This is a genomic window from Spirosoma lituiforme, from assembly GCF_054776635.1.
Window position 1 is genome coordinate 258,580 of sequence record NZ_BAAHBO010000003.1, and the last position, 22,497, is coordinate 281,076.

Below are 22,497 nucleotides of genomic sequence, written 5' to 3' on the forward strand. Positions count from 1 at the left end.
AATGAGTTTGCTTACCGAATTGTCTGTTTCTTAAAACATCTTAACCTTAATTTTAATTAGTATATATGAAACATTACTAGCGCATGACTATACCATCTACTACGCTTAACAATGGTGTCGAAATGCCTCTGCTGGGGCTTGGTGTTCATACCCCAAGTCACAACGACGAGGTACAGTCGGCCATAGAGTGGGCACTTGAAGCCGGTTGCCGCTTAATCGATACGGCAGCAGCGTATGGCAACGAGCGGCAGGTAGCCGATGCTATTCGATCAAGCGGCATTCCGCGAAGCGATATTTTCATCACGACAAAAGTGTGGAACGAAGACCAGGGGTATAACCGGACCATACGGGCCTTTAACCGCAGTCTGGAACGTCTGTCGATTGACGCCGTCGATTTGTACCTGATTCACTGGCCGATAAAGGAACACCGGCATGATACCTGGCGCGCCATGGAAACGATCTATTCCCAGGGGAAAGCCCGAGCCATTGGCGTTTCGAACCACTCTCCGGCTCACCTGGATGAATTACTGACGAAAGCGCAGATCATACCGGCGGTCAACCAGATTGAGTTAAGCCCTTATTCGTACTTACCCGACGTGCTGGAATACCATCGCCAGAAAAATATTCAGACAGAAGGCTACGCTCCGCTGGTACGGGGACAAAAACAAAACGATCCCAGACTTCTTGAACTGGCCGAAAAATACGCGAAGTCGACCTACCAGATTCTCATACGGTGGTCGTTGCAACACGGGGTTATTACCATTCCCAAGTCAGTCAAGCGCGAACGCATTCAGGAAAACTTCGATGTCCTGGATTTTACCCTTTCGGACGAGGATATGACACTGATGAACACGTTTTATGATAATACACGCGTTGCCGATGACCCACGCAACATGCCCTGATAACGCTTAACTTCTAACAATCTGTGGCTGGTGGTGAACAACGCATTCGACCGGTAGTTTTTCCTGTAGCAGGTCGCCCAATGCCTGCAGCCCCCATTCCTCGCAGCGCCGATGCCCAACGGCAATAACAGCAATACCCGTTTCATCAACGGCCTGCTGACCCGGCTTGCGGTAGGCACCAGTCAAGTACAGATGCGCGCCCTTGTCGGCCGCTTCACGAACGAGCGCATCGGTCATGGCACCGACAACCGCAATTCTGGCATGGGCGCCCTGCCAACTGGCCGAACTATGCCCGGCTTCGGCCCTGTCGTAGCCGCCAAAGGTGGTTTTCGCCCAGTTCAACCAGTGATCAAATTCCTGGTCAGCTACGTCGGCCATCATACCAATCGGGCGTTCAGGTGCAGGCTCCTTACTTTTGGTAGTTTCCTGTTTGTAGCCCAATGGCTCCGGTGTACCCGATGCTTCCAACTGATCGAACAGACGCGTATTGTAGCCAATTGTTAGAGCTTCATCGAACGGCAAATGATGCGCTAATACCCCTACTCCATTCGGCAGGTGAGCGAGGTCGAGTTGCCAGGGGCGGTGTAACCACACAGCATCCAGATCCATCTCCGTTACCCACTTTGCCAGACCCGGAAATGGTTCGAGCGCCAATCCGATCCGTTGAACAGGCTGGTCGGACGGATGGTAGATGCCCCCCCTTTCGTCGGCAGAGAAACGGTGTACGGACAACTCGTTTTCGAGGAATTCAGCGATGTGACTGATGGTAAGCGTTGACGTGTTCATCCTCATTTAACTTGTCTCCGGACCAGATAGTTTTGGTCAATCCGTAGCCCGTATGAAATTTGTCCGCTCTGTACGGTAATGAACGAAACGTGTCCGTTAGCGTACAAAGCGGCAAAGCACAAAAAATATCAATCCACTATCAGTCAGCAACTTAACGCCGTTGGCACACTTGTTGGCATAAGGTAAGAGAACGTATTTATCACTCAAACAACGTCTTACAGCCATGAACAACACATTGACTTCCGCCTTCGCCAAAACCTTTGTCGCCCTCTTTTTACTAAGCAGCACCAGCCTTCTGGCTAACCCGACTGTACCTGCCAAGCCAGCTACGTTTGACGCCAGTGTTTATGTCAACAGGGCCAATAAGATTCGGCTGGCTATCGAAAAAACAGCGGTAGAGCCGTTAACCATTACCCTGCGCGAGGCAGGTCAAAAAGTTTCGCTTTTCTCGCGGCAGATTAGTAAAAAACAAACCAAAGTGGTCCTTCAACTGGATGTGGATCAGCTGGCCGATGGTGCTTATGAACTGGAAATTGCCTCTGCTTCGGGCCGTATTGTAAAGCAAGTGAACTTACAGGCGGTGGCACCCGTACCAACTGTTGAACGCCTTTTGGCTATTCAGTAGTCGACCGCTGATCGAAAGCCTCCTGGCCCTTCAAGACTGAAGAGCCAGGAGGCTCTATTTTTGACGTTCGGCCAGAAACATACGGTTCAGCCTTTGTTTAGTTTCGGGAAACTACTCTGGAAAACAGTACCCGTACGCCCACAAGAGCCGATGACTTTACCCATCACTCGCTACCCTTTGCCTAGTTTCGGCTACGTCAACGTGGCACGAATACCCGGTGTTGATACCTGCACTCCGTTTCGGGTTCTGTCCAGAGCCAGGTGCCGTGCTCTTTTGTCCAGATAACGAGCGATACCTGGGCACCCGTTATCTCATTCCTCCCAAAATTACCGGCCATACCTTAACAGAATGGGGTTTCTGAAAGATACCAAACCGCGTAGTTAACGCACAGCGGATGACATTGATCATCAATAAGCAACTTATGATTTTGCTGCTACTAAGTTTTTGGGCTGCGCTGGCCGGGTGCGGTAGCGGCATTCGGACCGTTGACTTTGAGAGTAAACAGTTTACGGCAACGTACAAGGCCGATTCGCCCCATGACGTAGATACCACAAGCTTGTCTGATTTGCTGGATTCAAAAGCGATTTACCGCTTCGGCAAAGATGGCAAGGGTATAAATCATATTCAGATAGGCATGTCGTCAAAAGACACCCCCTTCACCTGGGAAATAAACGGGGATAGTCTACGGATAAATAGCACACCTTATGCCGTACAAAAACAGGACGAAGGATTTATTCTCAAATCGGATTCGACCAGAATCACGCTGAACCAACAGCCTTAGTATCGGCTTTTTCGAACTATTTCTATGGCCATAAATTCCGTTAGCCAAATAGTTATCCACAAATTGACCCGTAAACCTGTGGATAACTACGAATATGGACACTATTATGTTGGTAAGTCGGTCGCCGACACGTTTAACGACGGTACAGCCTGGTTGACTGCTTATCTGTTTTCCCTTGGGTTTCAGCGAGGTTCAACCACTATAAAAAATAGCCCGGAAGTCAGCTTCCGGGCTATACACAATTGAAATTTTTACGATCCGTTTAAGCGCTCCTTAGCTGGTAAAGATTGCGCTGCAGGCGCGTTATTTCCTTACGACAATAGACCAGTTGATCCGTGGGTGCGTGTGCATCCTGCAAATGGTCCAGTAACTGAAGCCATGCATTAATGTGCTCCTCGGTTAGTGCGATCAAATCTTTATGAGAGTGAATCGGCAACGCCTGGTTGACTCGTTGAGTTTCCATCGTAAAAACATTTTGATATGAATTATGTGTCTATTTTCTGACCAGATCACGCATTCCTGACCCTCCAGATATTTAATTTTTTACAATTATAGTCCTATTAACAAATAGATACTCATTTGTTCTCCTTAATTCACTGCGGCTTGAAATTAAATTTTCAGTTGCCCCGCAGGCACCTTATCACCAGGTCGTACGCCCCAATATGGCTCATAAAGGTACAACGTCGGGAAAACCCGTATCGAGCTTATACAATCCCTCATAAGCTACTTGAAATCAGCACCTTATTAAACTTAACGCTGGTTTTTAGTTCCATTTCCTCACGATTCTCTGATCTCGTCAACAAACTCATTGGGCAGTAGTACTGTGTGTAGTACACGTTAAAGAATGGTGGAGTACAACAGCCGTTATCTAGTTAGGTGGTGGCTGTTTTTTCATGATAGACCGTATTCTCACAGAATATGGTCTGCTTTTGAGTTATCGGTCAGCACAATTGAGAAATACGATGCCAACGGTTTATGGCTCAAATGCAACCTCCTTACGTTTCCTGATAGCCCGCTTGGGAAGATTGATTTATTTATTTTTCAGGAAATTAATATCTAAATTGTTTTCATATTATAATTTACATTAACTTTATTTTATTGAAATATGAATAGGGTAGTATATTAGTGTGGCTAGAATTGTAAAAGCCCATCTACTCTGTGGATGGGCTTTTTGGCATTCATATATAGTGCTTTTAACAACCAGCCTTTTCCGTCAAGAAGGCTTAATTTATTCCGGCTATGGCAGCCTACAAACTAATCCTTATTTTTGCTCTATGCAACTGAGTACAGAACATCAGGAATTAGTTAATTTCTTCGACAATCGTCCGCTACCTGCCGGGCCTCAACACATCAACCCATACAGCGTTTTTCTCAATCTGCCGGGTGCTGTAGAGGGTCAGCTCAGGCAGTTGCGAAGCGAGGTCGAAGCGTCCAGGAAATCGGCGGCAATCATGCTTCAGGAAGTTCGGGCTTGGGTGATAGCCCAGTAACCGCCTTTACTTAATAATACCCGATTGATTTCGAATCAAGTCTTTCCGAACCTTTTCAGCAGCTGCCAAATCGACCAGTGTGATGTTGGCCTTCTTCCTGAGCGTTGGCGAAGCCGACAACACTTCGGTAGCCATTTGAATAAGTAACGCTGCAGTTGCCTGCCCGTTACTCTTCCGGCGCGTGGCCCGACGAGTCGACTGATCAGGGGCGTGGGCCAGTGGCTTTGACAATTGAAAGGACTCCATTATAGCTTAGATTTGTTGTTTATGTTCTTATCAATAGAACACAAAAAATGCTGTTTTCAGCACGGAAAAAGGCATTTTTTGTCAATAAAACGGGAAAATAAGTGTAACTGAAGCGTGTGGAAGTGCGCTAAAATGCCTTAGCGCAGCAGCAAGGTAACAGCACCGTCGGGACCTCCTGAGTGGCAACCGTACTTACCTGCTTTAGGCGTGAATATCAACTCATTGTTTGCTTTAACAACTGATTTTACCAGAAGAATCGTTATTGGTCATGTAGGCTTATGCAACTGATCGCGACAAGCCATTGTATTGTCTAGCTCTATGTTTACCTTACTATTTATAACTACAAGTTTATTATATACAAATAAAGTTAACAACTTTTCTTGTTCGGTACTATTCTATCTTTATATTTGCTTAGAACACATACCATATAGAATTAGTCGTTGCTGCGATTACTGGCTTAGTTACCATACACACACTTGAGTTACCCATACTCAGCTAAACTCAAATCTAATTGTACACGTCTATCGTAAATACGGGAGAATTACGGCAAGTTATGCAGTATGTCGCTGTCTACACTCTGTTTGACATCCCTGTAGCAAGAGGGTTCTCTTCGTCGGAAGAAGCTATTCGTTGTCTCGAAAAAGTAGGCGACGATCCTGATTCATCACCACTAGGAATTTACGATGCGGGTTCAGGTGCTCTGACGTTCAATGAGCATGAGCAGTATTCATCCGCTAATATAAATCGGGATTCAATCATACGCCTTGCTCAATCCTATATCAGGCGTATTGTGTAGCCCAATATAACTACTTAACTGATTTTAAGGCAACTAGACTACATTGTTTTTAATAACAAGCGCCGGATTCGCTCGCTCGTAGTCATCTATGTAGGCCCTGCCCAACTCCGTTAATTCATAACAGGTGGCCTCGTTCGGACGCTCATCGCTCGCCTTTATCAAACCAATATTAACGAGCCCCATGATGTAATACCTGATCATCATGCGGTCAAAACTCGTTTGCTTCTCAACCTGGCTGTATGTTGCGCACCGGTACGTAGCCGTCAGTATACTATATTGCGCAAACGTAATAATCATGGTTTTATTAATTATGTATAGATTTGCCCACATGAAGCGTACCAGAACGTTCGACTAGTGTGAAACTCTTTTTCACATAGATGGCCAAAGCGTTTCTTGATCAGTTACTAACGAAATGTAAGGAGCTACGTTGCTGAAATACATACACTTCTTAGCCAGTGGCCCCAGCTACAGCACACATGGATAACCGTAAATTCCCTATCGGTCCCTTCGCCAGCCAAAATAGCTATTCAGATAGCGAGATGGCCCATATTATTGATGTGATTGATGCTAGCCCGCTGGCCTATCGGAAAGTGGTTCAGGACTTATCAAAGCATGACCTGACCAGGACCTACCGCGCAGGGAGCTGGACCGTGCAGCAACTCGTTCATCATGTGGCCGATATTAGCTTACTGCATTTCTTACGGATGAAACAGGTGCTGACCGAACCCGCCTACGACATGGCCACTATGATCAACATGGATGGCTGGGCCAATACGGCCGATGGCATTAATGCCCCAGTCGGTGATTCGCTCACCCTGTTCGAAGGCGTCCATCGCCGGTACGTTTATCTGGCCAAGTCATTGACGCCCGCTATGCTGGCCGTCAGTTATTACCACCCTACCCGTCATCTGCAAATAAACCAGGCACAGGCGCTGGCAATGTCGGCTTGGCACGTGCAGCATCATCTGGCGCACATCAAACTAGCGCTGGACTAACAAACTGGTTCAGTAAGTAAAACGGCGCTCTGGTTCACCTTCTTATTTGGCCGGTATTTGTTCTTCTTCCTGTTGTTTTCGTACCTGCTGCCCGATGGGCACATATTCTACCTCACAGGGGTAACCAAACAGGCAATTGCTTTTAATCTGCTCCGCAACCCGATCGGGCACCATGCTTTCCCAACCATTTTCGCCCAGCTGAATCATCTCCAGAACACGGTCGGTCGAAATGTGCAGGTTCTGCTCGTTGTAATCCGTAATGTCCTCTATTTTGTCATTCCGCACCAGATACTGGAACAGCGGCTCCAGCGTAGGTGGCAACTGAAACTCGTTGCAGGTGTAGATGTTCCCCTGTTTCAACGTCGGATACACAAACAGCTTGACCTTTCGGCTGAATAATGTAGCAAACGACTCCAGAATACCGCCCGGCAAGAATTCGTAATGGCTCTCTTCAAAGATGTATTCAAGGTTCGGAATCCCCACAATCAAGCCTATTTTAAGCCGCGTCAGGCGGGCCAGATACGCCACCAGTTTGTAATATTCCAGGTAGTTGGAGATCATAACGGTCTGCCCCATCGAACACAAAATATCGATCCGGTCCAGAAAATCTTTTTCGTCAATACCCTGTTCGTTGGCTTTCAGGTTGTGCAGCGTCAACTCCGCCATGGAGATAACCCGATTGGCATCGACGTCAGGCTCGTCCTTAAATTGCTTCAACCCATTTTCGATCATATCCATCTGTACATTCGTAACCGGCCGTAGCCGACCCCGCATGACCAGAATATGCTTTTTATAAAGCGCTTCGGATGGCTGTAATACCTGACCGTCGGCACCAAACAGGGCCGCATCCGTAAAGCCATTCTTCACCAAATGAAGGCTCATCAGCCGGTTATCAACGCCCGCAAAATCGGGGCCGCTGAACCGGATCATATCAATCTGAATCCGCTCCGGCGCCAAATCGTCCATAAGCGACAGGACCAGCGTTTCGGGCGATTTGGCGTAATAATAGCACCCATAAATCAGGTTGACCCCAATGATGCCCAATGCCTGCTGTTGCAAGATATTTTCGTTGTCAATCATCCTGACGTGGATAATGACATCGTTGTAGCCCGATTGGGGGTTAAGCTGAAATCGGCAGCCGATCCAGCCGTGGGCCTCGTTGGTTTTCTGATAATTAAGCGCAACGACCGTGTTGGCAAAGGCAAAGAACGTGGTGTCGGGACCGCGTTTTTCGGCCAATCGTTTCTCCAGCAAGCTATACTCTTTATTCAGCATTTTCACCAGCCGCGACTCAACCACGTAACGACCACTTTCTTCAACCCCGTAAATTGAATCGCTGAACGTCATGTCGTAGGCCGACATGGTTTTGGCAATCGTACCCGACGAGCCACCAGCCTTGAAAAACATAGCCGCTGTTTCCTGACCGGCTCCGATTTCGGCAAACGAGCCATAAATGCGACGATCGAGATTAACTCGTAATGCTTTTTGCTTCGTACCTACATTCTTTTCGTACATAGTCTATTCGGCTTGCTGATGTTAAAGTTACAGCATAAAACGCCAAAAGCAGCCTTTGGGGCTGCTTCGAACGTAAAATAATACAATATTAATGTTGTATGTCAGGTAACTTATCGTTGAAGAACATGTTGCTGCCACCCGCCTTACGGTCAATGGACGAAGTGATTTCGTAGGTTGGTTCACTGGCACGAGCGGCTACCCGGCCAGCGCCGGTTATACGGGCTATGGCCGCGCTGAGTAACGACTCGTTCACGTCGCCCAGTTGTTGCCAAACCTCGTTCGTGTATTCTTTTGCTTCAACAGTTGGTTTAAAACCGGTCGAATAATCGGACTGGTTGAGCGCATTGAACGACTTGGTGACAATGGGTTGCATGCCCCATTTAATACGGCCCTTGTCGTCCGAGATTGTGATTGAGCCTACGTTCTTCCCGTACGTCGTTGCCCCAATGATTGTTACAGCCATAAAAGGCTTCAACCCATTGATCACTAATTCACTGGCAGAGGCTGTTCCGCTGGTTGTGAGCACGGTCAGCGTCTGTAGATTAGCCCCGATGTTGTCGGCCTTCTGCAAAAAGTACCCATTAAACCAATCGGCACCATATCTATCCAGGTACACTTGAGTCAGCGTTTTGTTGTATTCTTTCTTGTAGAAAATCTTTGACGGGTCAATTCCTTTCCCAATTAAGCTCGCAATATTCTGAGCCGACGTAACATAACCACCGGGATTGTACCGAAAATCGAGTACCAGATCCGTAACACCTTTTGTCTTGAACCGGGCGAATACCCCATCAACCAAATTATCGTACGTGTGGTCGTTAGGACCAGTTGGACCGGTAGCAAACTGATTATAAACGAAATAGCCGATCGTTTTGCCCTTGATTGTGTATACAGAATCCAGAAAAACCGGATTTGCCTGAAGAACGATAGCCGATGTTTGCCGGGTGGATGTCGTGTTGACAATGGTATTTGTGGCATCTACACTAGCCAGCGTATACGTTTTGGTCTCAACGGTACCACTAATCAAATCCGCGTAATTGCCGGTGTTGAGCGTTTGTCCGTTAATCTGGTAGAATATATCGCCCCGTTTCAGGCCCGCTTTAGCGGCTGGCGAATTTTTCTGAACGTACAGTACCTTGCCGATTACCTCATTACTCCCGGCGGAACGCAGGTACAGTTTGTATTCCAGGCCATCTGTTTTGCTTTCTCCATTCAGCGATGCCTTCAGCGCATCGGCGCTCTCCTGTATCCACGAAAAGCGATCACCGTCTGGATTAGTAGTGGCATTGTACGTGTTTAGAATAGAGTTGAAGAAATTCTTGGGTGCTTGTGATGTATCCGGGTTGGCGGGAAGCTTATCATTCCAGTAATAATTCGTCCGCATGTTGCCCAGAATCCAGGCATTTACTTCTCCGTTTGTGACGGTCGATGTAGTGGTTGCCGTGCCGGGAGTAACGTCTTCTGTACTTTTTTTACAGGAGGCTAACAGAACCAGACTCGACGCTATAAAAATCAGGGCTGGGCGAAAAACAAAAGTCTTTATCATACTAGTTGGTCTTGTGTAAAATCAATACTACCAGAACGTAATTTTACTTAGAATAATTTGTGCGATTTAGTATAAATACAGCCTAATTGGTCTACATTCCATGAACTACTTTTGTTCTGGTTGTTACTACCTCATTCTGAATATCAGTTATTGCAGACTCGCCACTTTTACCCTTGAGTATTCTTTCATTTTTCGGGTACGTACCAAAAAGGGATGGCAATAATCTCTACCCCTACGAAAAGGCATCTTCAATGTGCTTTACCTGCCAGTCAGCCCCCGCTATGGTCACGGCTATGATGTCGAACCGGAGGTCATGCATCCAGCCATGCGCGAAAATATAGTGTTCGGCAGCTTTCATAATCAGTCTGGCTTTCGCGTAGGACACGAACTCTTCGGGATGGCCATAACTCAGGTTGGTGCGGGTCTTGACTTCAGCAAATAGTAGCAATCGTCCTTTTTTAGCGATAACATCAATCTCAGCGTGCTGATGACGGTAGTTCTGAGCAACAATTTCGTAGCCTTTTTCCCGCAGGTAACGGACCGCTTCGATCTCGCCCTGCTTACCGGTTTCATTGTGTTGTGCCATTGCTTTAAGTAGGTTACGGATAACTAATCGAACGAAACAGAGCCATCTGGTTGTTAATACCAGGAAGTTGCCTTATGAAAGGCCAGTTCCTCGTAAAGCAATGAATAGTCGCATTAATAAACAAGTTGACGTTCGTAGGTTAGGATTGATCGCGTATCAGCAGGCATGGGACGAACAGGAGCGCCTGTTTGCCACCATTGTCAATCAAAAATTACTGAACCGTACCCAGCCTGCCGATGCGCAGAAACCCACAGCCAACTACCTCCTTTTCTGTGAACATCCGCCCGTGTATACCCTTGGCACCAGCGGACATCCGGAAAATCTGCTGATCGACGAGGAGCGGCTGACCAATGAACTAGGCGCAACGTTTTTCAAAATCCGGCGTGGGGGCGACATTACGTACCACGGACCTGGTCAGTTGGTTGGCTACCCCATTCTGGATCTGGATAACTTCTTTACCGACATTCATCGGTACATGCGGTTGCTGGAAGAGAGCATTATTCTGACCCTGGCCGATTATGGCTTGCAGGCGGGTCGGATAGAAGGAGCCGGTGCGGAGAGGCTGACGGGCGTTTGGCTGGACGTTGACGGGGCCAATCCCCGCAAAATCTGTGCCCTGGGCGTAAAGGCAAGCCGTTGGGTAACGATGCACGGTTTTGCGCTGAACGTTAATACCGATCTGCGTTATTTTTCTCATATTGTCCCCTGCGGCATCACCGACAAAGCCGTTACTTCACTGGCCGTTGAACTGGGTCGCGAAGTACCTTTAGAAGAAGTAGCAAACAATGTCCAACGGCACTTGTTCGAATTGTTTGAGATGGAATTAGTCCAGAATAATGAAGAAAGACATTAACTTTTTGCCCGTTGAGGGCGTCCATATTGTCATTGCCCGGAAAGACAACCTAATTGGCGGCTATGACTGGCAGGTTTATTTGATTAACCAGAATGACGTGCCGATCCAGACGGTTTTTGTGACCTCGAAGGGCTACGGCCTGAAGAACGACGAGGAACAGAAAACCTCAACTCTCCGGCATTTTTTTGTTGACGTGCAACCCGGAGCGCATGAGGTTGTCGAAACCATTATGCCGGATGTCTTTCACCTCAATAACGAGTACTGGGTGAGCTATTTTATTGGTAATCAGATCTTCGACAAGAAGTTTATCTTTGTTCCCGACAGCATTGTCGAGGAAAACCTGGTGACGATACCCGCTCTGGGGCTGGAAGGAATTTTGCACGCCTGAGTATGGCGGGTAGAAACCGCGACGCTGATTCTCTGGTTTCTATTATACGGAGCTTCCGTCAGGGTTCATTACTTGGATTCACCGGTTTCTCCCTCACCATGCTCGCTATGCCTCAACCCGTCTCCTGGAAGCATTGCCTTAGAAACTTCCTCGTTATCGACCTTAAAACCGGGTCGGGGGAGCCATCGCTACGGTCTACGGAGCCGCGTCTGCAACAGGATGAAAAGAGCCTTTTTTTTAAACGGGACGACAACCTATCGGCTGCGGGCTGGGCTGATCGGCGGGCTTCTTTCGTTGCCGAGTTTGGCCGGATCATCCGCACGGGTGTGGGCGGATTACTTTTCGACAATGACGACAAGCCCTATCACAAAGAGAAGCTGTCGAGCAATGGCGATGAAAAAACCCTGCTGAATGCGTTCCTGGTCAGTGTAAACCGATACCCACCTCACTTTATGCCACTCGATCTGCTCGTTCTGAATGTGCCAACCTGGCTACTCGACTGGACCGGCGACCGAACCAGCGGAGTGTATTACCGCGAACGCGACTGGCCCCGGATTGACCAGTATGCCCGCGATTCGATAGTGATGTTGGTACAGATCTACCTGTACTTGGTGGGTGCCCCGCTCGTGGCCGACGAGCACATTGTTTTGAGTGATTAACTCACTCGAATAACACACAGTCTATTACTATATATCATGGATTGCTACGTCAGTCCATACCTTTTTAGCCAGACACTAACAGGCTGGCAGATACCATGAGAAACGGAAAACCGAAACAAACGAAATATACCAAAGACACCGCTGGCCAACCCGCCAGTCGCCAGTCGAACCCGGACCGCCCCCGGGAAAAAGGAGCGGAAAAATCAGAAAAAAGTCAGTCCCGATCTGGACAGAGCCGATCGGGACAATCTCGGTCTGGACAGAACAGGCCCATACAACAAGCCGACTCTTTTCTGGACGAGATGAAAAATGACCTGATGGCGTTTTTTCAAATCAACAGCAACCAAACCTTTACGCAGGAGCAGATTCTTGAGCATTTTGACCCCAGCGACCGGCGCATGAAACTCATCATGCACGGCCTGGTTGGCGAATTGCAGGACGAAGGTTTCCTGAAGCGTCAAGACGATGGCAGTTACCGGACGGATGCCGATGCAAATGTAGTCGAAGGCGTTGTCGATCACGTTAACTCGCGCTTCGCGTTCGTCATTCCGGATACCGAAGCAGGTGTACGTCGTGACAGAGATGACGATATTTGGGTATCAAGCGACGACCTTGCGGGCGCTGTAGACGGCGACCGCGTGCGGGTGGTACGCTTTACGGACTCCCGCAATGGGGGTCGAAATGGGGCCAAACGCCGGATTGAAGGCAAAGTAGCCAACGTCGTCGAACGCGGACGCACCGAATTGGTGGGGCGCATTGAAGTGGGGCCGGCCTATGGCTTCGTTGTTGCCGACAGCAAGAAAATCTACGACGACATTTTTATCCCGAAAGAAAAACTCGGTGGTGCCAGCGATGGCGAAAAAGTGATCGTTCGACTAACGAAATTTCCGGACCCGAACAGCAGCAAACAGCGCTTTGAGGGCGAAGTAAGTACAGTGCTGGGTATAGCGGGCCAGAACAATACCGAAATGCACGCCATCCTGGCTGAATTCGGCTTACCTATTCATTTCCCGGCCGATGTCGAGAAAGAAGCCGAAGCCATTTCAACCAAGATTCTGAAGAAAGATTTGGCCAAACGGCGCGATATGCGTGAGGTGACGACCTTCACCATTGACCCCGTTGATGCGAAAGATTTCGATGATGCCCTTTCGGTGCAGATGCTCGACAATGGCAACTACGAAATTGGCGTACACATTGCCGACGTAACACACTACGTGTTGCCGGGCTCAAAACTGGAAGAAGAAGCTTTTAAACGCGCCACGTCAGTTTATCTGGTCGACCGGGTTGTGCCCATGCTTCCGGAAAAACTGTCGAACGGCCTGTGCTCGCTGCGACCTAACGAAGATAAGCTTACCTTCTCGGCGGTGTTTGAGCTAACGCCCAACGCCCAGATCGTGAACGAGTGGTTTGGCCGAACAGCCATCCATTCTGATCGACGCTTTTCGTACGAAGAAGCGCAGGACATTCTCAACCACAACGGTGGCGATTACCTGACCGAACTTCGGCTGCTGAACGAGCTGGCCCACAAGCTACGCGATGAACGTTTCAAGAACGGAGCCATCAATTTCGAAACGGTTGAAGTGCGCTTTCGGCTGGACGAAAACGGTGTTCCCCTGGCGGTTTATCCGAAAATTCGTCAGGATACTAACAAGCTGATCGAAGAGTTCATGCTGCTGGCCAACAAGCGCGTAGCGGAATTTGTCCACACCCTGTCGAAACGGAACAAAGGCGGAGAGGAGAACACCATGGTGTACCGGGTTCACGAATCGCCCGCCGAAGACAAGCTACGCAGCTTCTCGGAGTTTGCCCGTAAACTAGGCTACAAACTCAGCGTCGACGATGAACACCTGTCGAATTCGATGAACCGCTTTATGGCGAGCATTGAAGGCAAGCCCGAAGCAAACATGCTTCAGCAGTTGGCGGTACGGACCATGTCGAAGGCGCGATACAGCACCGAAGATTTGGGTCACTTTGGGCTGGCCTTCAAACGGTATTCGCACTTCACATCGCCCATCCGTCGATACCCCGACATGATGGCTCACCGTTTGTTACAGCATTACCTCGACAAAGGCAAGCCCGCCGACCGGGAAGAATACGAAGAGAAGTGCCGCCATTCGTCGGAGCGGGAGAAAATGGCTTCTGAAGCCGAACGCGCCAGTATCAAATACAAACAGGTTGAATTCATGAGCCGTATGGCTCCCGACCAGGTATTTGACGGCGTTATTTCGGGGGTTACCGAGTTCGGCATTTTCGTAGAGATCACCGAAAACAGCTGCGAAGGGCTGGTCCGGATGCAGGATTTAAGCGATGACTTCTACGAATACGATAAAGATAATTACCGCATTGTAGGCAGCCGTACCAAAAAGATGTACACCTTCGGTGATGCCGTCGTAGTCCGGTTGAAAGAGGCAAACCTCGCCCGCCGAAGCATGGACTTTGCCCTGGTGAGCGACAGTGCTGGCCGGGCTACTGATCTGAGCACCAGTCGTCGTTCCAGCCGGAGCGATGGTGGCAACCAGTCGAAAGGATCATCGCGCGGGTCGTCTTCATCCCCTTCAGGCGGTCGTTCCAAGAGTAAAGATGAGGCAGCACCCAAGGGTGAAAACAGACGCGGAGGCCGCGGACGCCGGTAAGTGATTGTTAAGTTTGGGTCAACAAATGGCCCAAACTTAAATCTTGTTTACGATTTGACTTGCGTTTTAGCGCTGTAATCTGCTATATTTGCACTCCCAAATAGGGACATTGCCCGCTTCCGTAGTTCAATGGATAGAATTTCGGTTTCCGGTACCGACGATAGGGGTTCGAATCCCTTCGGGAGCACAAAGTAAAAAACGACCCGCTTGCTAGTAGATAGTAAGCGGGTCGTTTTTTTGGGTTGCTAAATATAGAGGCAGTGGATAGAGATACCTTACTTACGGTTCTCTAATTGCTCAATCCGTTTCTGCTGCTGAATCAAATACAACGTCAGCTCCTCAATTTTTTCCAGGAGTACCGCATTCATCTTTACCAGGTCAACCCCTTCTTTCACGACCTCGCTGGCTGACGGTACACCCGGCAAATGCCCATTTTTTTGAACAAAGCCTGCTACTGACTCCAATGAGCGTAACGTGTAGGTGGGTGCAAATACCTTATCGCTCCACTCGGCCACGTTGTTGATTCGTAGCTGATAACGGGCCTTGATTACATCACCCCGTTCGTTGACAGTCAAAAATTGATCCGTGTGTTGAGTAGTGGGGCTGTTACTGGTCAAATCAGCTAGTCGAAAACCGGATTCATTTGGCTGTCCGCTACTAACATGTAGCCGGGTTGTTGGGGCCGAAGTACCGATACCAACGTTAGCCTGATTACCTAATATCACCGCATTACTGATGGCAACGTGTGAATTGGCTCCGATGGCTGTTGCGTTGTACAAGGCCATTGACTCCGCACTCGCCTGATGACCGATCATCGTGTTGCTGGTTCCTGCCCACTGACCTCCGCCGGCTTCACCACCAATAATTACATTGTGTCCTCCTGCCCCATCACCTGCCTGAGCGTTATAACCCATCAACACGTTATCATCGCTGGTAGTAACAGTTGTACCTGAATTGGGGCCAATGATGATATTATTGTTGCCTGTACTATTATTATAGCCCGCTCGGGTACCGATAAATGTATTATTGCCGCCCGTGGAATTATTATACCCCGAGGCTTGACCGACAAAAGTATTGCGTAGACCAGACGTATTTTGTAATCCTGCCTGATACCCAAAGAAGGAATTGTATTCACCCGTAGTATTAGAGGATCCAGTACCACTACTCCCCATAAATGTATTAGCAGCACCCGTTGTATTAGAATTTCCAGAATCCGCACCAACAAATACATTGGCAAGGCCAGTTGTATTTCTAAGTCCTGAATTTGTACCTACAAATACATTGGCAAGGCCAGTTGTATTGAAGTTCCCTGCGTTTGTGCCTATAAATGTGTTAGCTAATCCAGATGTATTTCTTTCACCTGCACCAGTGCCTATGAACACGTTGCTACCACCAGTTGTACTGTTATATCCAGAGTAGCTACCTACAAATACGTTACCATATCCAGTCATATAATAATTCCCAGCATAAGGGCCTACTAATGTATTACTACTGCCAGGAGATGATGAATTTGGTATGGTAGCCACATAGTTACTCTGCGCTAACAATTGATGATTACTCGTTATCGACAGGAGTAATAAACCTAGAAAGTATCTGTTTCGCATACGACTTTATTTTTGTGATTAAATAGTCGAAAATATGTATATCGACCAAATAGTGCAGCACAAATTGTACCAGCTAAAATAGAAACGGGTCGAAGGAAATACCCCCGACCCTACTAAACAATGTAGCCTATCAATAACGACCCTACTTACCCCTTACCGATCCTTGTCATCGTTGCTGATTTTCTTGCCTTTCTTGCTGCCACTAGCGCTCATCTGGCCGAACCGCCATTCGAAGGTGAGCCGCACCGATCGACGAACCATGTAAGACCGGGATTCCGATTCGAAGGTGGGGGCTGACTGGCGACTGGTTTGCTCGATTCCCCGATAGAATGGATTGTTTAATCCCAGCGTAAGGCTGGCTTTCTTGTTTAACAGGTCATGTTTAGCCGAAATGCTATGCCAGTAAAACCCCGTATTGGTTCCCTGTAAGCTAATCCAGCCCGAGTTATAGTTGCCATTCGCCTGTACGGTATAGTTGCGGGGAAGTTTATAGCTGGTGTTCAGGTTGAGGTTCCAGACCAGACCACTATTGCTCTGCCTGAGGACAGGACTTTTCAGATCGACGTACCGCAGATCGCCCCCCCCGTTGAGTGTCCAGTTTTTTGTAGGTTGGCTACTGACGTTTACGTTCAGGCCGTAGGCTTTCCGCTGGCCTATGTTCTGGGGTTTCGTGAGGGATACCCCGGCAGCATCCACAGTTGACAGGTATTCGATGGCGTTGTTCGTCAATCGCCAGTACAGGGATGTGTTAATGGACAATCCATTCTTGGCACTCAGGCTATACGCCAGTTCCGTGGCGTGGCTTAACTCCGGATTGAGCAGCGGGTTGCCCGTTTGAATATTCTTTGGATCACTCTGGTTGAGCCACGGATTCAGGTACCAAACCAGCGGGCGTTGAATTCGCTGGGTATAGCTGATCTTGAACGTGTTTGTCTTGATTGTTTTTGACAGCGTAATGCTTGGAATCAGGTTGTTATACTGACTGAACAGCTTTGTTTTGCTCGTAACAAAGTCGCTCTGAATAGCCGTGTGTTCAAAGCGAGCTCCGGCATTCAGGTTCCAATGGCGTTTGGTGTCTATCCGCAGCGAGGTATAACTCGAATAAACTTTCTGTATGTAATTGAAATCGTTCGACTGGGTCGAATCGGGGAGCATAAGGCTTTGGCCATCCAGCGACTGTGTGACGCGGTATTCGCTGCCAATATCACGCAGAATAGCCTTCAGCCCGACTTCAAGTTTGATATCAGTGGTATCACGAGCGCCCCTGATGGTGAACGGATGCGTGTAATCTGCCTGCGCCGTGTACTCTTTATTGCTGCTGTAGTTGGTGCTGTGCTGGCGATAGATCAGAGCCTCGGAGAGACTGTACCGATCCGTATCATAAAAGTAATTGTCGGGCATCCGGCTGAACTGCGTCAATACGGACAGTTCCTGACCAGGCTTTTTAAACGTTTTCGTATAGCCCAGATCAAGCTGTCCGTTGCCATACGGGTTAACGAACCGGACGTCATTTCGGAAGGCTTGCAGTACATCGCCCGCGGGGCTGGTGAGCCGGTTGAAGACCGAACTGTTACTGGGATAGGATCCCCCCCATACGTTGGCGGCAAAGTTGATATGATTGGTCGAGTCCGGATCATAATCTACGCTCATCTCGCCATAGCCCCCCGTGCCCGTGTTATCGGCCTGGCTGCTTTGGGTCAGAATGTTCAATGACTGGCTGGGTCCATCGCTAACGGGCATCAGGGTTGTCCGCGTCGACTGACTTTCGCGAATATTACGAAACTGGTAGCCATTGGCGGAAAGGGACAAGCCGAATTTCTTCCGCTTCAGGTTCAGGTTCGTTCCCACGCCCCTGTTCAAATTCCCCGCCGTCGCATTTACCGATCCGTTGAATCCCTCCAGTGCTTTTTTGGTGATGATGTTGATGACTCCGGCGGAGCCCTCGGCATCGTATTTAGCGCCGGGGCTGGTAATTACCTCAATGGATTTGATGACGTTAGCGGGCATTTGGCGCAGGGCATCAGCCAGATTACGGGCCATCATGGCCGAAGGCTTCCCGTTAATGAGAACTTTGATATTACCGTTGCCCCGCATTTGCACGTTACCATCCAGATCGACACTTAGGGTAGGCACTTTTCGCAGGACATCCGCAGCCGTACCACCCGCGTTGGAAATGTCTTTTTCGGCATTGTACACCAGGCGATCGCCTTTATCTTCCACCAGCGCCTTTTGCCCGACTACTGCTACTTCGCCAAGCGTTTTTCCCTCTGTCATCAGCAGAATGGGGCCAAGCTGACGTACTGGCTGATCGGCAGTGAGGGTAACCGGTATTCGTTTGGTTTGATAGCCGACAAACGATAGCATAAGCGTATAAGACCCCACTGGTATGTTGGGTAGCACAAATGACCCGGCCCCATCGGTGGTGGTACCCGTCACCAGCCTGGCCCCGTCCATGAGGGCCGCTGTCGCAAAGGGAACGGGCTTTGTTGTCGTTGAGTCGGTCAACGACCCCGTCAATTTTCCGGAATGAATGGCCTGAGCCTGGGCACTAGTCGCCCATACGCCAAGCAGAAGCAGCGTGAAAAGATGTTTCATCAGACTATAGGATCGATTAAACCTGTTGGGGTTAAGTCGGTAGGTGGGGCTGAATTAAGGTTTGTGAACGAATATGACGGTTCCGGTTTCCAGTCTTATTCGTTTGTTGGAGTAAGGATAGAACTCGTGCCTTTCGGGTTGCATCCTGGGTTAAAAATATTTTCAGGCCTTTGCAGCAAAGACGACTCACCGGGAGAAACATTACAGCCCCGGTTCATTTTTTTCTGCCCTGACGGCGGGTTACCTGTGCGTAAGCCTGTCTACCGGGTTACCCGTAAACAAAAAACCATTCCTCAAGTCGGGAATGGTTTTCTCTCTTTTCTTAACCTAAACGAAGTTTACTGCAGTCCAATGGGGCATGGTGTCCCACTCAGATTCAGGAGTCAACTACTGTACCAGACTATTAACAAACTGGCAGTCAGGACTCGCCCTTAATACCGTACGATAAATGTGTACGATTATGGACAGCAAACGTCCACTTTAGTACAGCCGTCCATTTGGTCAAAACCTATCAGCCGAAGTCAGGAAGATGCTTTTTAGAAAGAGCTTCATACTTAGCCGCGGCCACAGACTGGCTTGCTTCTCTGCACGCGTCGACGATGGTTTGCAGAATGTATAAATCCGCGTTGGGGCTACTGAACCGCCCCTGTCCGCTTTTGGTGTAGGTCAGATTCTGATCGGCGCGGGTAGCCATTGTATCGGCGATGGCCAATGCTTTAGCGGGTTCATTCAGGGCGAACAGAAACCGTACGTAGTTAGAGGAAATCTGGTCATAGGGCAGGCTTTTGTCCGGCATCACCTTCAGGGAGAAATTCAGCACGTCACGCGCTTTATCGGTCTGGCCTTCGCGCAGCAGCTGATCGGTCAGCCGGAAAAACGCCAGCCGGGCCGACACCACGGGCGGCCCTTTGTAGGTTTGGTCGTAATACACGTCGGGGTTGTCGAGTTCTCGCCAGCTGGTCTTGTGCATCATGTTCTCGTACATAATTTTAGCGTTGACGTAGCCATCCGTCGCACCCGGCACGGCCACCGGCATCAGGCGGTAGGTGTAGCCCTCCAGTTGCATGTAATTCTTTAAGCCCAGGTAATGCGCCGTGGTCAGGGTGCTCGAAAAATAAATGGGTCGCTGCCAATTATTGGTCGCAATCACATCCAGCATAATCAGATCGGGTTTATAAAGATCTTTCTTGCCCAGGGTCCATTGCAGGGTATCCTTAAGCAGCGGTTTCAGTTCGGGCGAAACAAACCGGGCCCGGTTAACGGCTTTCTTATCGATCGGCAGATAGAGAATGGACGAGGGCAATACATTGGTCATATCGCCACTGGTGAGCGGCAGCTGGATGGCCGGGCTGTTAGTCTTTACCAGATTGACATACTGTTTCAGATCAATCCCGCTTTTTACACCGGGAATTTCGTAAAAAGGAATAATGTCGTTTTTTCCCTTGTTGAACTGATCGAATTCCAGCGACATCGGCACGGCATCGGACTCATAGATCTTCCGCTTCATTTGCTGAATATACCATTCCGTACCCAGCAGACTCAAGTTGCACACGCGCACATCACGACGAAAATTCTCTACCTCCTGAACGTACCAAAGCGGAAAGGTATCATTGTCGGCCTCGGTGAACAGGATCGCATTGGGTGCGCACGAGTTGAGCATATTTTTGGCGAAGTCGACGGAGTGAAAGCGATGATCCCGGTTGTGGTTATCCCAGCTTTTGACGCACATCATGACGGGTACCAGTAAGCACATCCCCAGCACCAGTTCGTTCCGCAGCCGGGCCGACTTCAGGACTGTACGTAATCCGTCGGCAATGGCCGTAACGCCCAGGCCAAGCCAGATCGCAAAGAAGTAAAACGAGCCGACATAGATGTAATCGCGTTCCCGCGGCTCGGCGGGCGGTGAGTTTAGAAAGACCTGTAAGCCAATGCCCGTTATCAGAAACAATAAACTCACGATCAGCCAGTCCTGACGCCGACGTTTGTACTGATAAAGGCTACCCAGCAAGCCCAGCACAAACGGTAGCATGTAAAAGTTGTCGTGCGCCTTGTTGGCTTTCAGCAGGTCCGGTGCCAGCTGATCGGATGACCAGGGTAGTAAATAGCCCGCATCGTCTTCGTCGCTCTCCCGACCGGCAAAGTTCCACATCAGGTAGCGCCACCACATATGGCTCAGCTGGTACGTAAACAGGAATTTGAGATTATCGCCCATGGTGGGCTTTTGCCCTTCGGCTAGCCCGAGCATCTGTCGGTACAGTTCAGGGTGGTTCTGCTGGCTGCTGTACAGGCGGGGAAACAGCATCTCATCACCGGGCGCGTAAATGTATTCCGGCTGGTAATCGAAGATGACGTATTTGCCCTTTTCCCGCTTCCACATGGGTGCTCCGCGCTTCTGGTCAATTGGCCGGGCGGTAAAAACCGGTCCGTACAGTATCGAACGACTACCATACTGCTCCCGATTCTGGTAGGCCCGGAAGTTCAGCACTTCGGAGGGGTCATTCTCGTTGAGGGGCGGGTTGAAATTGGCCCGCACCAGCACCTGCAAGTACGACGTATACCCAATCAGCAGAAACGCCAGAGCCAGTAAGGCCGTATTCAGGACAACCCGTTGCCGCCGAATAGACCCGATGATCCCATACCCGATGGCTCCCATCAGAGCCAGACTAAAGACGATTACCCCGGAGTTGAATGGCAAGCCAATTGTATTGACAAACAACCGCTCGACCACAAAGGCCAAAGCGGGCAGACCCGGAATAGCTGCGTTGATGCAACCCAGGACAACCAGCCCGATGCCCAGTGCCATTACGCCACCCCAGAACGTTGGCACCGGGTATTTTTTGGCGTAATAAATGAGTGCAAGAACCGGAACAACTACCAGATTCAGCAAATGGACGCCAATAGACAACCCAGTCAGGTACGCCATGAAAATGAGCCATCGGTTGGCTGCGGCTTCGTCCTCAATGCGCTCCCATTTAAAAGCGGCCCACACCACAATAGCGGTGAAAAAGGACGACATACCATACACTTCGGCTTCAACGGCCGAAAACCAGAAGGTATCGGAAAACGTGTAGACCAACGCCCCTACAGCACCCGTACCAATAACCAGCATCGAATCGGCGCTGGTGTATTCACTGACCGGTTTACCGATTAGCTTCTGGGCGAGCAGGGTAATGGTCCAGAAAAGAAACAGAATGGTAAAGGCACTGGCCAGTACGGAGGTCATATTAATCCAGTAGGCTACTCTGGTCAGATCACCCAGGGAGAGCATGGAAAAAGTGCGGCCCAGTAAGAGAAAAAACGGAGCTCCGGGCGGATGAGGGACCTGAAGTTTAAAGGAAGCAGCAATGAACTCGCCACAGTCCCAGAAGCTGGCCGTTCGTTCAACGGTCAGGGTATACGTGACGAGCGCTGTGGCGAAAGCGAGCCATCCAAGGATGGTATTCAGTCGGTTAAAAGGGATCATACGGGTATAGCGTTAGCGACATAAAGTTGTGTAAGTA

General features: G+C 49.3%; 20 protein-coding genes and 1 tRNA gene. 10 read left to right on the forward strand and 11 right to left on the reverse strand.

Annotated features, from left to right (window positions below):
- Nucleotides 1–83 precede the first annotated feature (83 nt).
- On the forward strand, nt 84–902 hold the full coding sequence (locus ACYU87_RS13300; RefSeq protein WP_461134573.1) for an aldo/keto reductase: 819 nt from the start codon (nt 84–86) through the stop codon (nt 900–902).
- Between the two features lie 6 nt (nt 903–908).
- On the opposite strand, the gene ACYU87_RS13305 is transcribed toward ACYU87_RS13300, so the two are convergent.
- Complete coding sequence (locus tag ACYU87_RS13305) at nt 909–1,688, reverse strand: Nif3-like dinuclear metal center hexameric protein (RefSeq protein ID WP_461134574.1); 780 nt, start codon at nt 1,686–1,688, stop codon at nt 909–911.
- A gap of 223 nt (nt 1,689–1,911) precedes the next feature.
- On the opposite strand from ACYU87_RS13305, the gene ACYU87_RS13310 reads away from it, so the two are divergent.
- Entirely contained in the window at nt 1,912–2,313 is a 402-nt protein-coding gene (locus tag ACYU87_RS13310; RefSeq protein ID WP_461134575.1) for a hypothetical protein, read from the forward strand.
- Between the two features lie 196 nt (nt 2,314–2,509).
- Here ACYU87_RS13310 and ACYU87_RS13315 read toward each other — a convergent pair whose 3' ends face one another.
- Complete coding sequence (locus ACYU87_RS13315; protein ID WP_461134576.1) at nt 2,510–2,650, reverse strand: hypothetical protein; 141 nt, start codon at nt 2,648–2,650, stop codon at nt 2,510–2,512.
- A gap of 84 nt (nt 2,651–2,734) precedes the next feature.
- Here ACYU87_RS13315 and ACYU87_RS13320 point away from each other — a divergent pair, with 84 nt between their 5' ends.
- Entirely contained in the window at nt 2,735–3,094 is a 360-nt protein-coding gene (locus ACYU87_RS13320) for a hypothetical protein (RefSeq protein WP_461134577.1), read from the forward strand.
- 262 nt (nt 3,095–3,356) lie between these two features.
- Here the strand turns inward: ACYU87_RS13320 and ACYU87_RS13325 are convergent, their stop codons facing one another.
- Nucleotides 3,357–3,557: a hypothetical protein gene (locus ACYU87_RS13325; RefSeq protein ID WP_461134578.1), complete on the reverse strand. Its 201-nt coding sequence runs from the start codon at nt 3,555–3,557 to the stop codon at nt 3,357–3,359.
- 811 nt (nt 3,558–4,368) lie between these two features.
- Here ACYU87_RS13325 and ACYU87_RS13330 point away from each other — a divergent pair.
- Nucleotides 4,369–4,584, forward strand: a complete 216-nt coding sequence (locus tag ACYU87_RS13330; protein WP_461134579.1) for a DUF6965 family protein — start codon at nt 4,369–4,371, stop codon at nt 4,582–4,584.
- A gap of 6 nt (nt 4,585–4,590) precedes the next feature.
- On the opposite strand, the gene ACYU87_RS13335 is transcribed toward ACYU87_RS13330, so the two are convergent.
- Nucleotides 4,591–4,830 (reverse strand): hypothetical protein, encoded by a 240-nt coding sequence (locus ACYU87_RS13335; RefSeq protein WP_461134580.1) that lies wholly within the window; start codon nt 4,828–4,830, stop codon nt 4,591–4,593.
- Nucleotides 4,831–5,659: 829 nt separating this feature from the next.
- Nucleotides 5,660–5,923, reverse strand: coding sequence for a hypothetical protein (locus tag ACYU87_RS13340; RefSeq protein ID WP_461134581.1), 264 nt, complete (start codon nt 5,921–5,923; stop codon nt 5,660–5,662).
- Between the two features lie 179 nt (nt 5,924–6,102).
- Here ACYU87_RS13340 and ACYU87_RS13345 point away from each other — a divergent pair, with 179 nt between their 5' ends.
- Complete coding sequence (locus ACYU87_RS13345; RefSeq protein ID WP_461134582.1) at nt 6,103–6,621, forward strand: DinB family protein; 519 nt, start codon at nt 6,103–6,105, stop codon at nt 6,619–6,621.
- Nucleotides 6,622–6,663: 42 nt separating this feature from the next.
- Here the strand turns inward: ACYU87_RS13345 and ACYU87_RS13350 are convergent, their stop codons facing one another.
- The 3 genes from ACYU87_RS13350 to ACYU87_RS13360 all read right to left on the reverse strand — a co-directional run bounded on the left by ACYU87_RS13350 (nt 6,664) and on the right by ACYU87_RS13360 (nt 10,265).
- The gene (locus tag ACYU87_RS13350) at nt 6,664–8,136 is read right to left on the reverse strand and encodes a TonB-dependent receptor (protein WP_461134583.1); all 1,473 of its coding nucleotides are present in this window, start codon (nt 8,134–8,136) and stop codon (nt 6,664–6,666) included.
- 88 nt (nt 8,137–8,224) lie between these two features.
- The gene (locus ACYU87_RS13355; RefSeq protein WP_461134584.1) at nt 8,225–9,679 is read right to left on the reverse strand and encodes a S41 family peptidase; all 1,455 of its coding nucleotides are present in this window, start codon (nt 9,677–9,679) and stop codon (nt 8,225–8,227) included.
- 232 nt (nt 9,680–9,911) lie between these two features.
- Nucleotides 9,912–10,265: a YraN family protein gene (locus ACYU87_RS13360; RefSeq protein ID WP_461134585.1), complete on the reverse strand. Its 354-nt coding sequence runs from the start codon at nt 10,263–10,265 to the stop codon at nt 9,912–9,914.
- 100 nt (nt 10,266–10,365) lie between these two features.
- Here ACYU87_RS13360 and lipB point away from each other — a divergent pair, with 100 nt between their 5' ends.
- The 5 genes from lipB to ACYU87_RS13385 all read left to right on the forward strand — a co-directional run bounded on the left by lipB (nt 10,366) and on the right by ACYU87_RS13385 (nt 14,985).
- Nucleotides 10,366–11,118: a lipoyl(octanoyl) transferase LipB gene (lipB, locus tag ACYU87_RS13365; protein WP_461134586.1), complete on the forward strand. Its 753-nt coding sequence runs from the start codon at nt 10,366–10,368 to the stop codon at nt 11,116–11,118.
- On the forward strand, nt 11,102–11,506 hold the full coding sequence (locus ACYU87_RS13370; RefSeq protein WP_461134587.1) for a hypothetical protein: 405 nt from the start codon (nt 11,102–11,104) through the stop codon (nt 11,504–11,506). The genes lipB and ACYU87_RS13370 overlap by 17 nt, the downstream gene beginning before the upstream one ends.
- Before the next feature lie 107 nt (nt 11,507–11,613).
- Nucleotides 11,614–12,165, forward strand: coding sequence for a 3'-5' exonuclease (locus ACYU87_RS13375; RefSeq protein ID WP_461134588.1), 552 nt, complete (start codon nt 11,614–11,616; stop codon nt 12,163–12,165).
- Between the two features lie 95 nt (nt 12,166–12,260).
- The gene (gene rnr, locus ACYU87_RS13380; RefSeq protein WP_461134589.1) at nt 12,261–14,798 is read left to right on the forward strand and encodes a ribonuclease R; all 2,538 of its coding nucleotides are present in this window, start codon (nt 12,261–12,263) and stop codon (nt 14,796–14,798) included.
- Nucleotides 14,799–14,913: 115 nt separating this feature from the next.
- Nucleotides 14,914–14,985 (forward strand) — tRNA-Arg (locus ACYU87_RS13385).
- 88 nt (nt 14,986–15,073) lie between these two features.
- Here ACYU87_RS13385 and ACYU87_RS13390 read toward each other — a convergent pair.
- The 3 genes from ACYU87_RS13390 to ACYU87_RS13400 form a co-directional block, all read right to left on the reverse strand.
- Nucleotides 15,074–16,402, reverse strand: coding sequence for a hypothetical protein (locus ACYU87_RS13390; RefSeq protein WP_461134590.1), 1,329 nt, complete (start codon nt 16,400–16,402; stop codon nt 15,074–15,076).
- A gap of 153 nt (nt 16,403–16,555) precedes the next feature.
- Complete coding sequence (locus ACYU87_RS13395) at nt 16,556–18,997, reverse strand: TonB-dependent receptor (RefSeq protein WP_461134591.1); 2,442 nt, start codon at nt 18,995–18,997, stop codon at nt 16,556–16,558.
- Between the two features lie 511 nt (nt 18,998–19,508).
- Nucleotides 19,509–22,460, reverse strand: a complete 2,952-nt coding sequence (locus ACYU87_RS13400) for a glycosyltransferase family 117 protein (protein ID WP_461134592.1) — start codon at nt 22,458–22,460, stop codon at nt 19,509–19,511.
- Between the last annotated feature and the right edge of the window lie 37 nt (nt 22,461–22,497).

Bases quoted from the DNA above. Each gene is read 5' to 3' on its own strand.
- ACYU87_RS13395 (WP_461134591.1), bottom strand. From the start codon at position 18,997: ATGAAACATCTTTTCACGCTGCTTCTGCTTGGCGTATGGGCGACTAGT.
- ACYU87_RS13375 (WP_461134588.1), top strand. From the start codon at position 11,614: ATGCCTCAACCCGTCTCCTGGAAGCATTGCCTTAGAAACTTCCTCGTT.
- ACYU87_RS13335 (WP_461134580.1), bottom strand. From the start codon at position 4,830: ATGGAGTCCTTTCAATTGTCAAAGCCACTGGCCCACGCCCCTGATCAG.
- ACYU87_RS13325 (WP_461134578.1), bottom strand. From the start codon at position 3,557: ATGGAAACTCAACGAGTCAACCAGGCGTTGCCGATTCACTCTCATAAA.
- ACYU87_RS13345 (WP_461134582.1), top strand. From the start codon at position 6,103: ATGGATAACCGTAAATTCCCTATCGGTCCCTTCGCCAGCCAAAATAGC.
- ACYU87_RS13310 (WP_461134575.1), top strand. From the start codon at position 1,912: ATGAACAACACATTGACTTCCGCCTTCGCCAAAACCTTTGTCGCCCTC.
- ACYU87_RS13340 (WP_461134581.1), bottom strand. From the start codon at position 5,923: ATGATTATTACGTTTGCGCAATATAGTATACTGACGGCTACGTACCGG.
- ACYU87_RS13300 (WP_461134573.1), top strand. From the start codon at position 84: ATGACTATACCATCTACTACGCTTAACAATGGTGTCGAAATGCCTCTG.
- ACYU87_RS13320 (WP_461134577.1), top strand. From the start codon at position 2,735: ATGATTTTGCTGCTACTAAGTTTTTGGGCTGCGCTGGCCGGGTGCGGT.
- ACYU87_RS13370 (WP_461134587.1), top strand. From the start codon at position 11,102: ATGAAGAAAGACATTAACTTTTTGCCCGTTGAGGGCGTCCATATTGTC.
- ACYU87_RS13360 (WP_461134585.1), bottom strand. From the start codon at position 10,265: ATGGCACAACACAATGAAACCGGTAAGCAGGGCGAGATCGAAGCGGTC.
- ACYU87_RS13330 (WP_461134579.1), top strand. From the start codon at position 4,369: ATGCAACTGAGTACAGAACATCAGGAATTAGTTAATTTCTTCGACAAT.
- lipB (WP_461134586.1), top strand. From the start codon at position 10,366: ATGAATAGTCGCATTAATAAACAAGTTGACGTTCGTAGGTTAGGATTG.
- ACYU87_RS13350 (WP_461134583.1), bottom strand. From the start codon at position 8,136: ATGTACGAAAAGAATGTAGGTACGAAGCAAAAAGCATTACGAGTTAAT.
- ACYU87_RS13305 (WP_461134574.1), bottom strand. From the start codon at position 1,688: ATGAACACGTCAACGCTTACCATCAGTCACATCGCTGAATTCCTCGAA.
- rnr (WP_461134589.1), top strand. From the start codon at position 12,261: ATGAGAAACGGAAAACCGAAACAAACGAAATATACCAAAGACACCGCT.
- ACYU87_RS13355 (WP_461134584.1), bottom strand. From the start codon at position 9,679: ATGATAAAGACTTTTGTTTTTCGCCCAGCCCTGATTTTTATAGCGTCG.
- ACYU87_RS13390 (WP_461134590.1), bottom strand. From the start codon at position 16,402: ATGCGAAACAGATACTTTCTAGGTTTATTACTCCTGTCGATAACGAGT.
- ACYU87_RS13400 (WP_461134592.1), bottom strand. From the start codon at position 22,460: ATGATCCCTTTTAACCGACTGAATACCATCCTTGGATGGCTCGCTTTC.
- ACYU87_RS13315 (WP_461134576.1), bottom strand. From the start codon at position 2,650: ATGGCCGGTAATTTTGGGAGGAATGAGATAACGGGTGCCCAGGTATCG.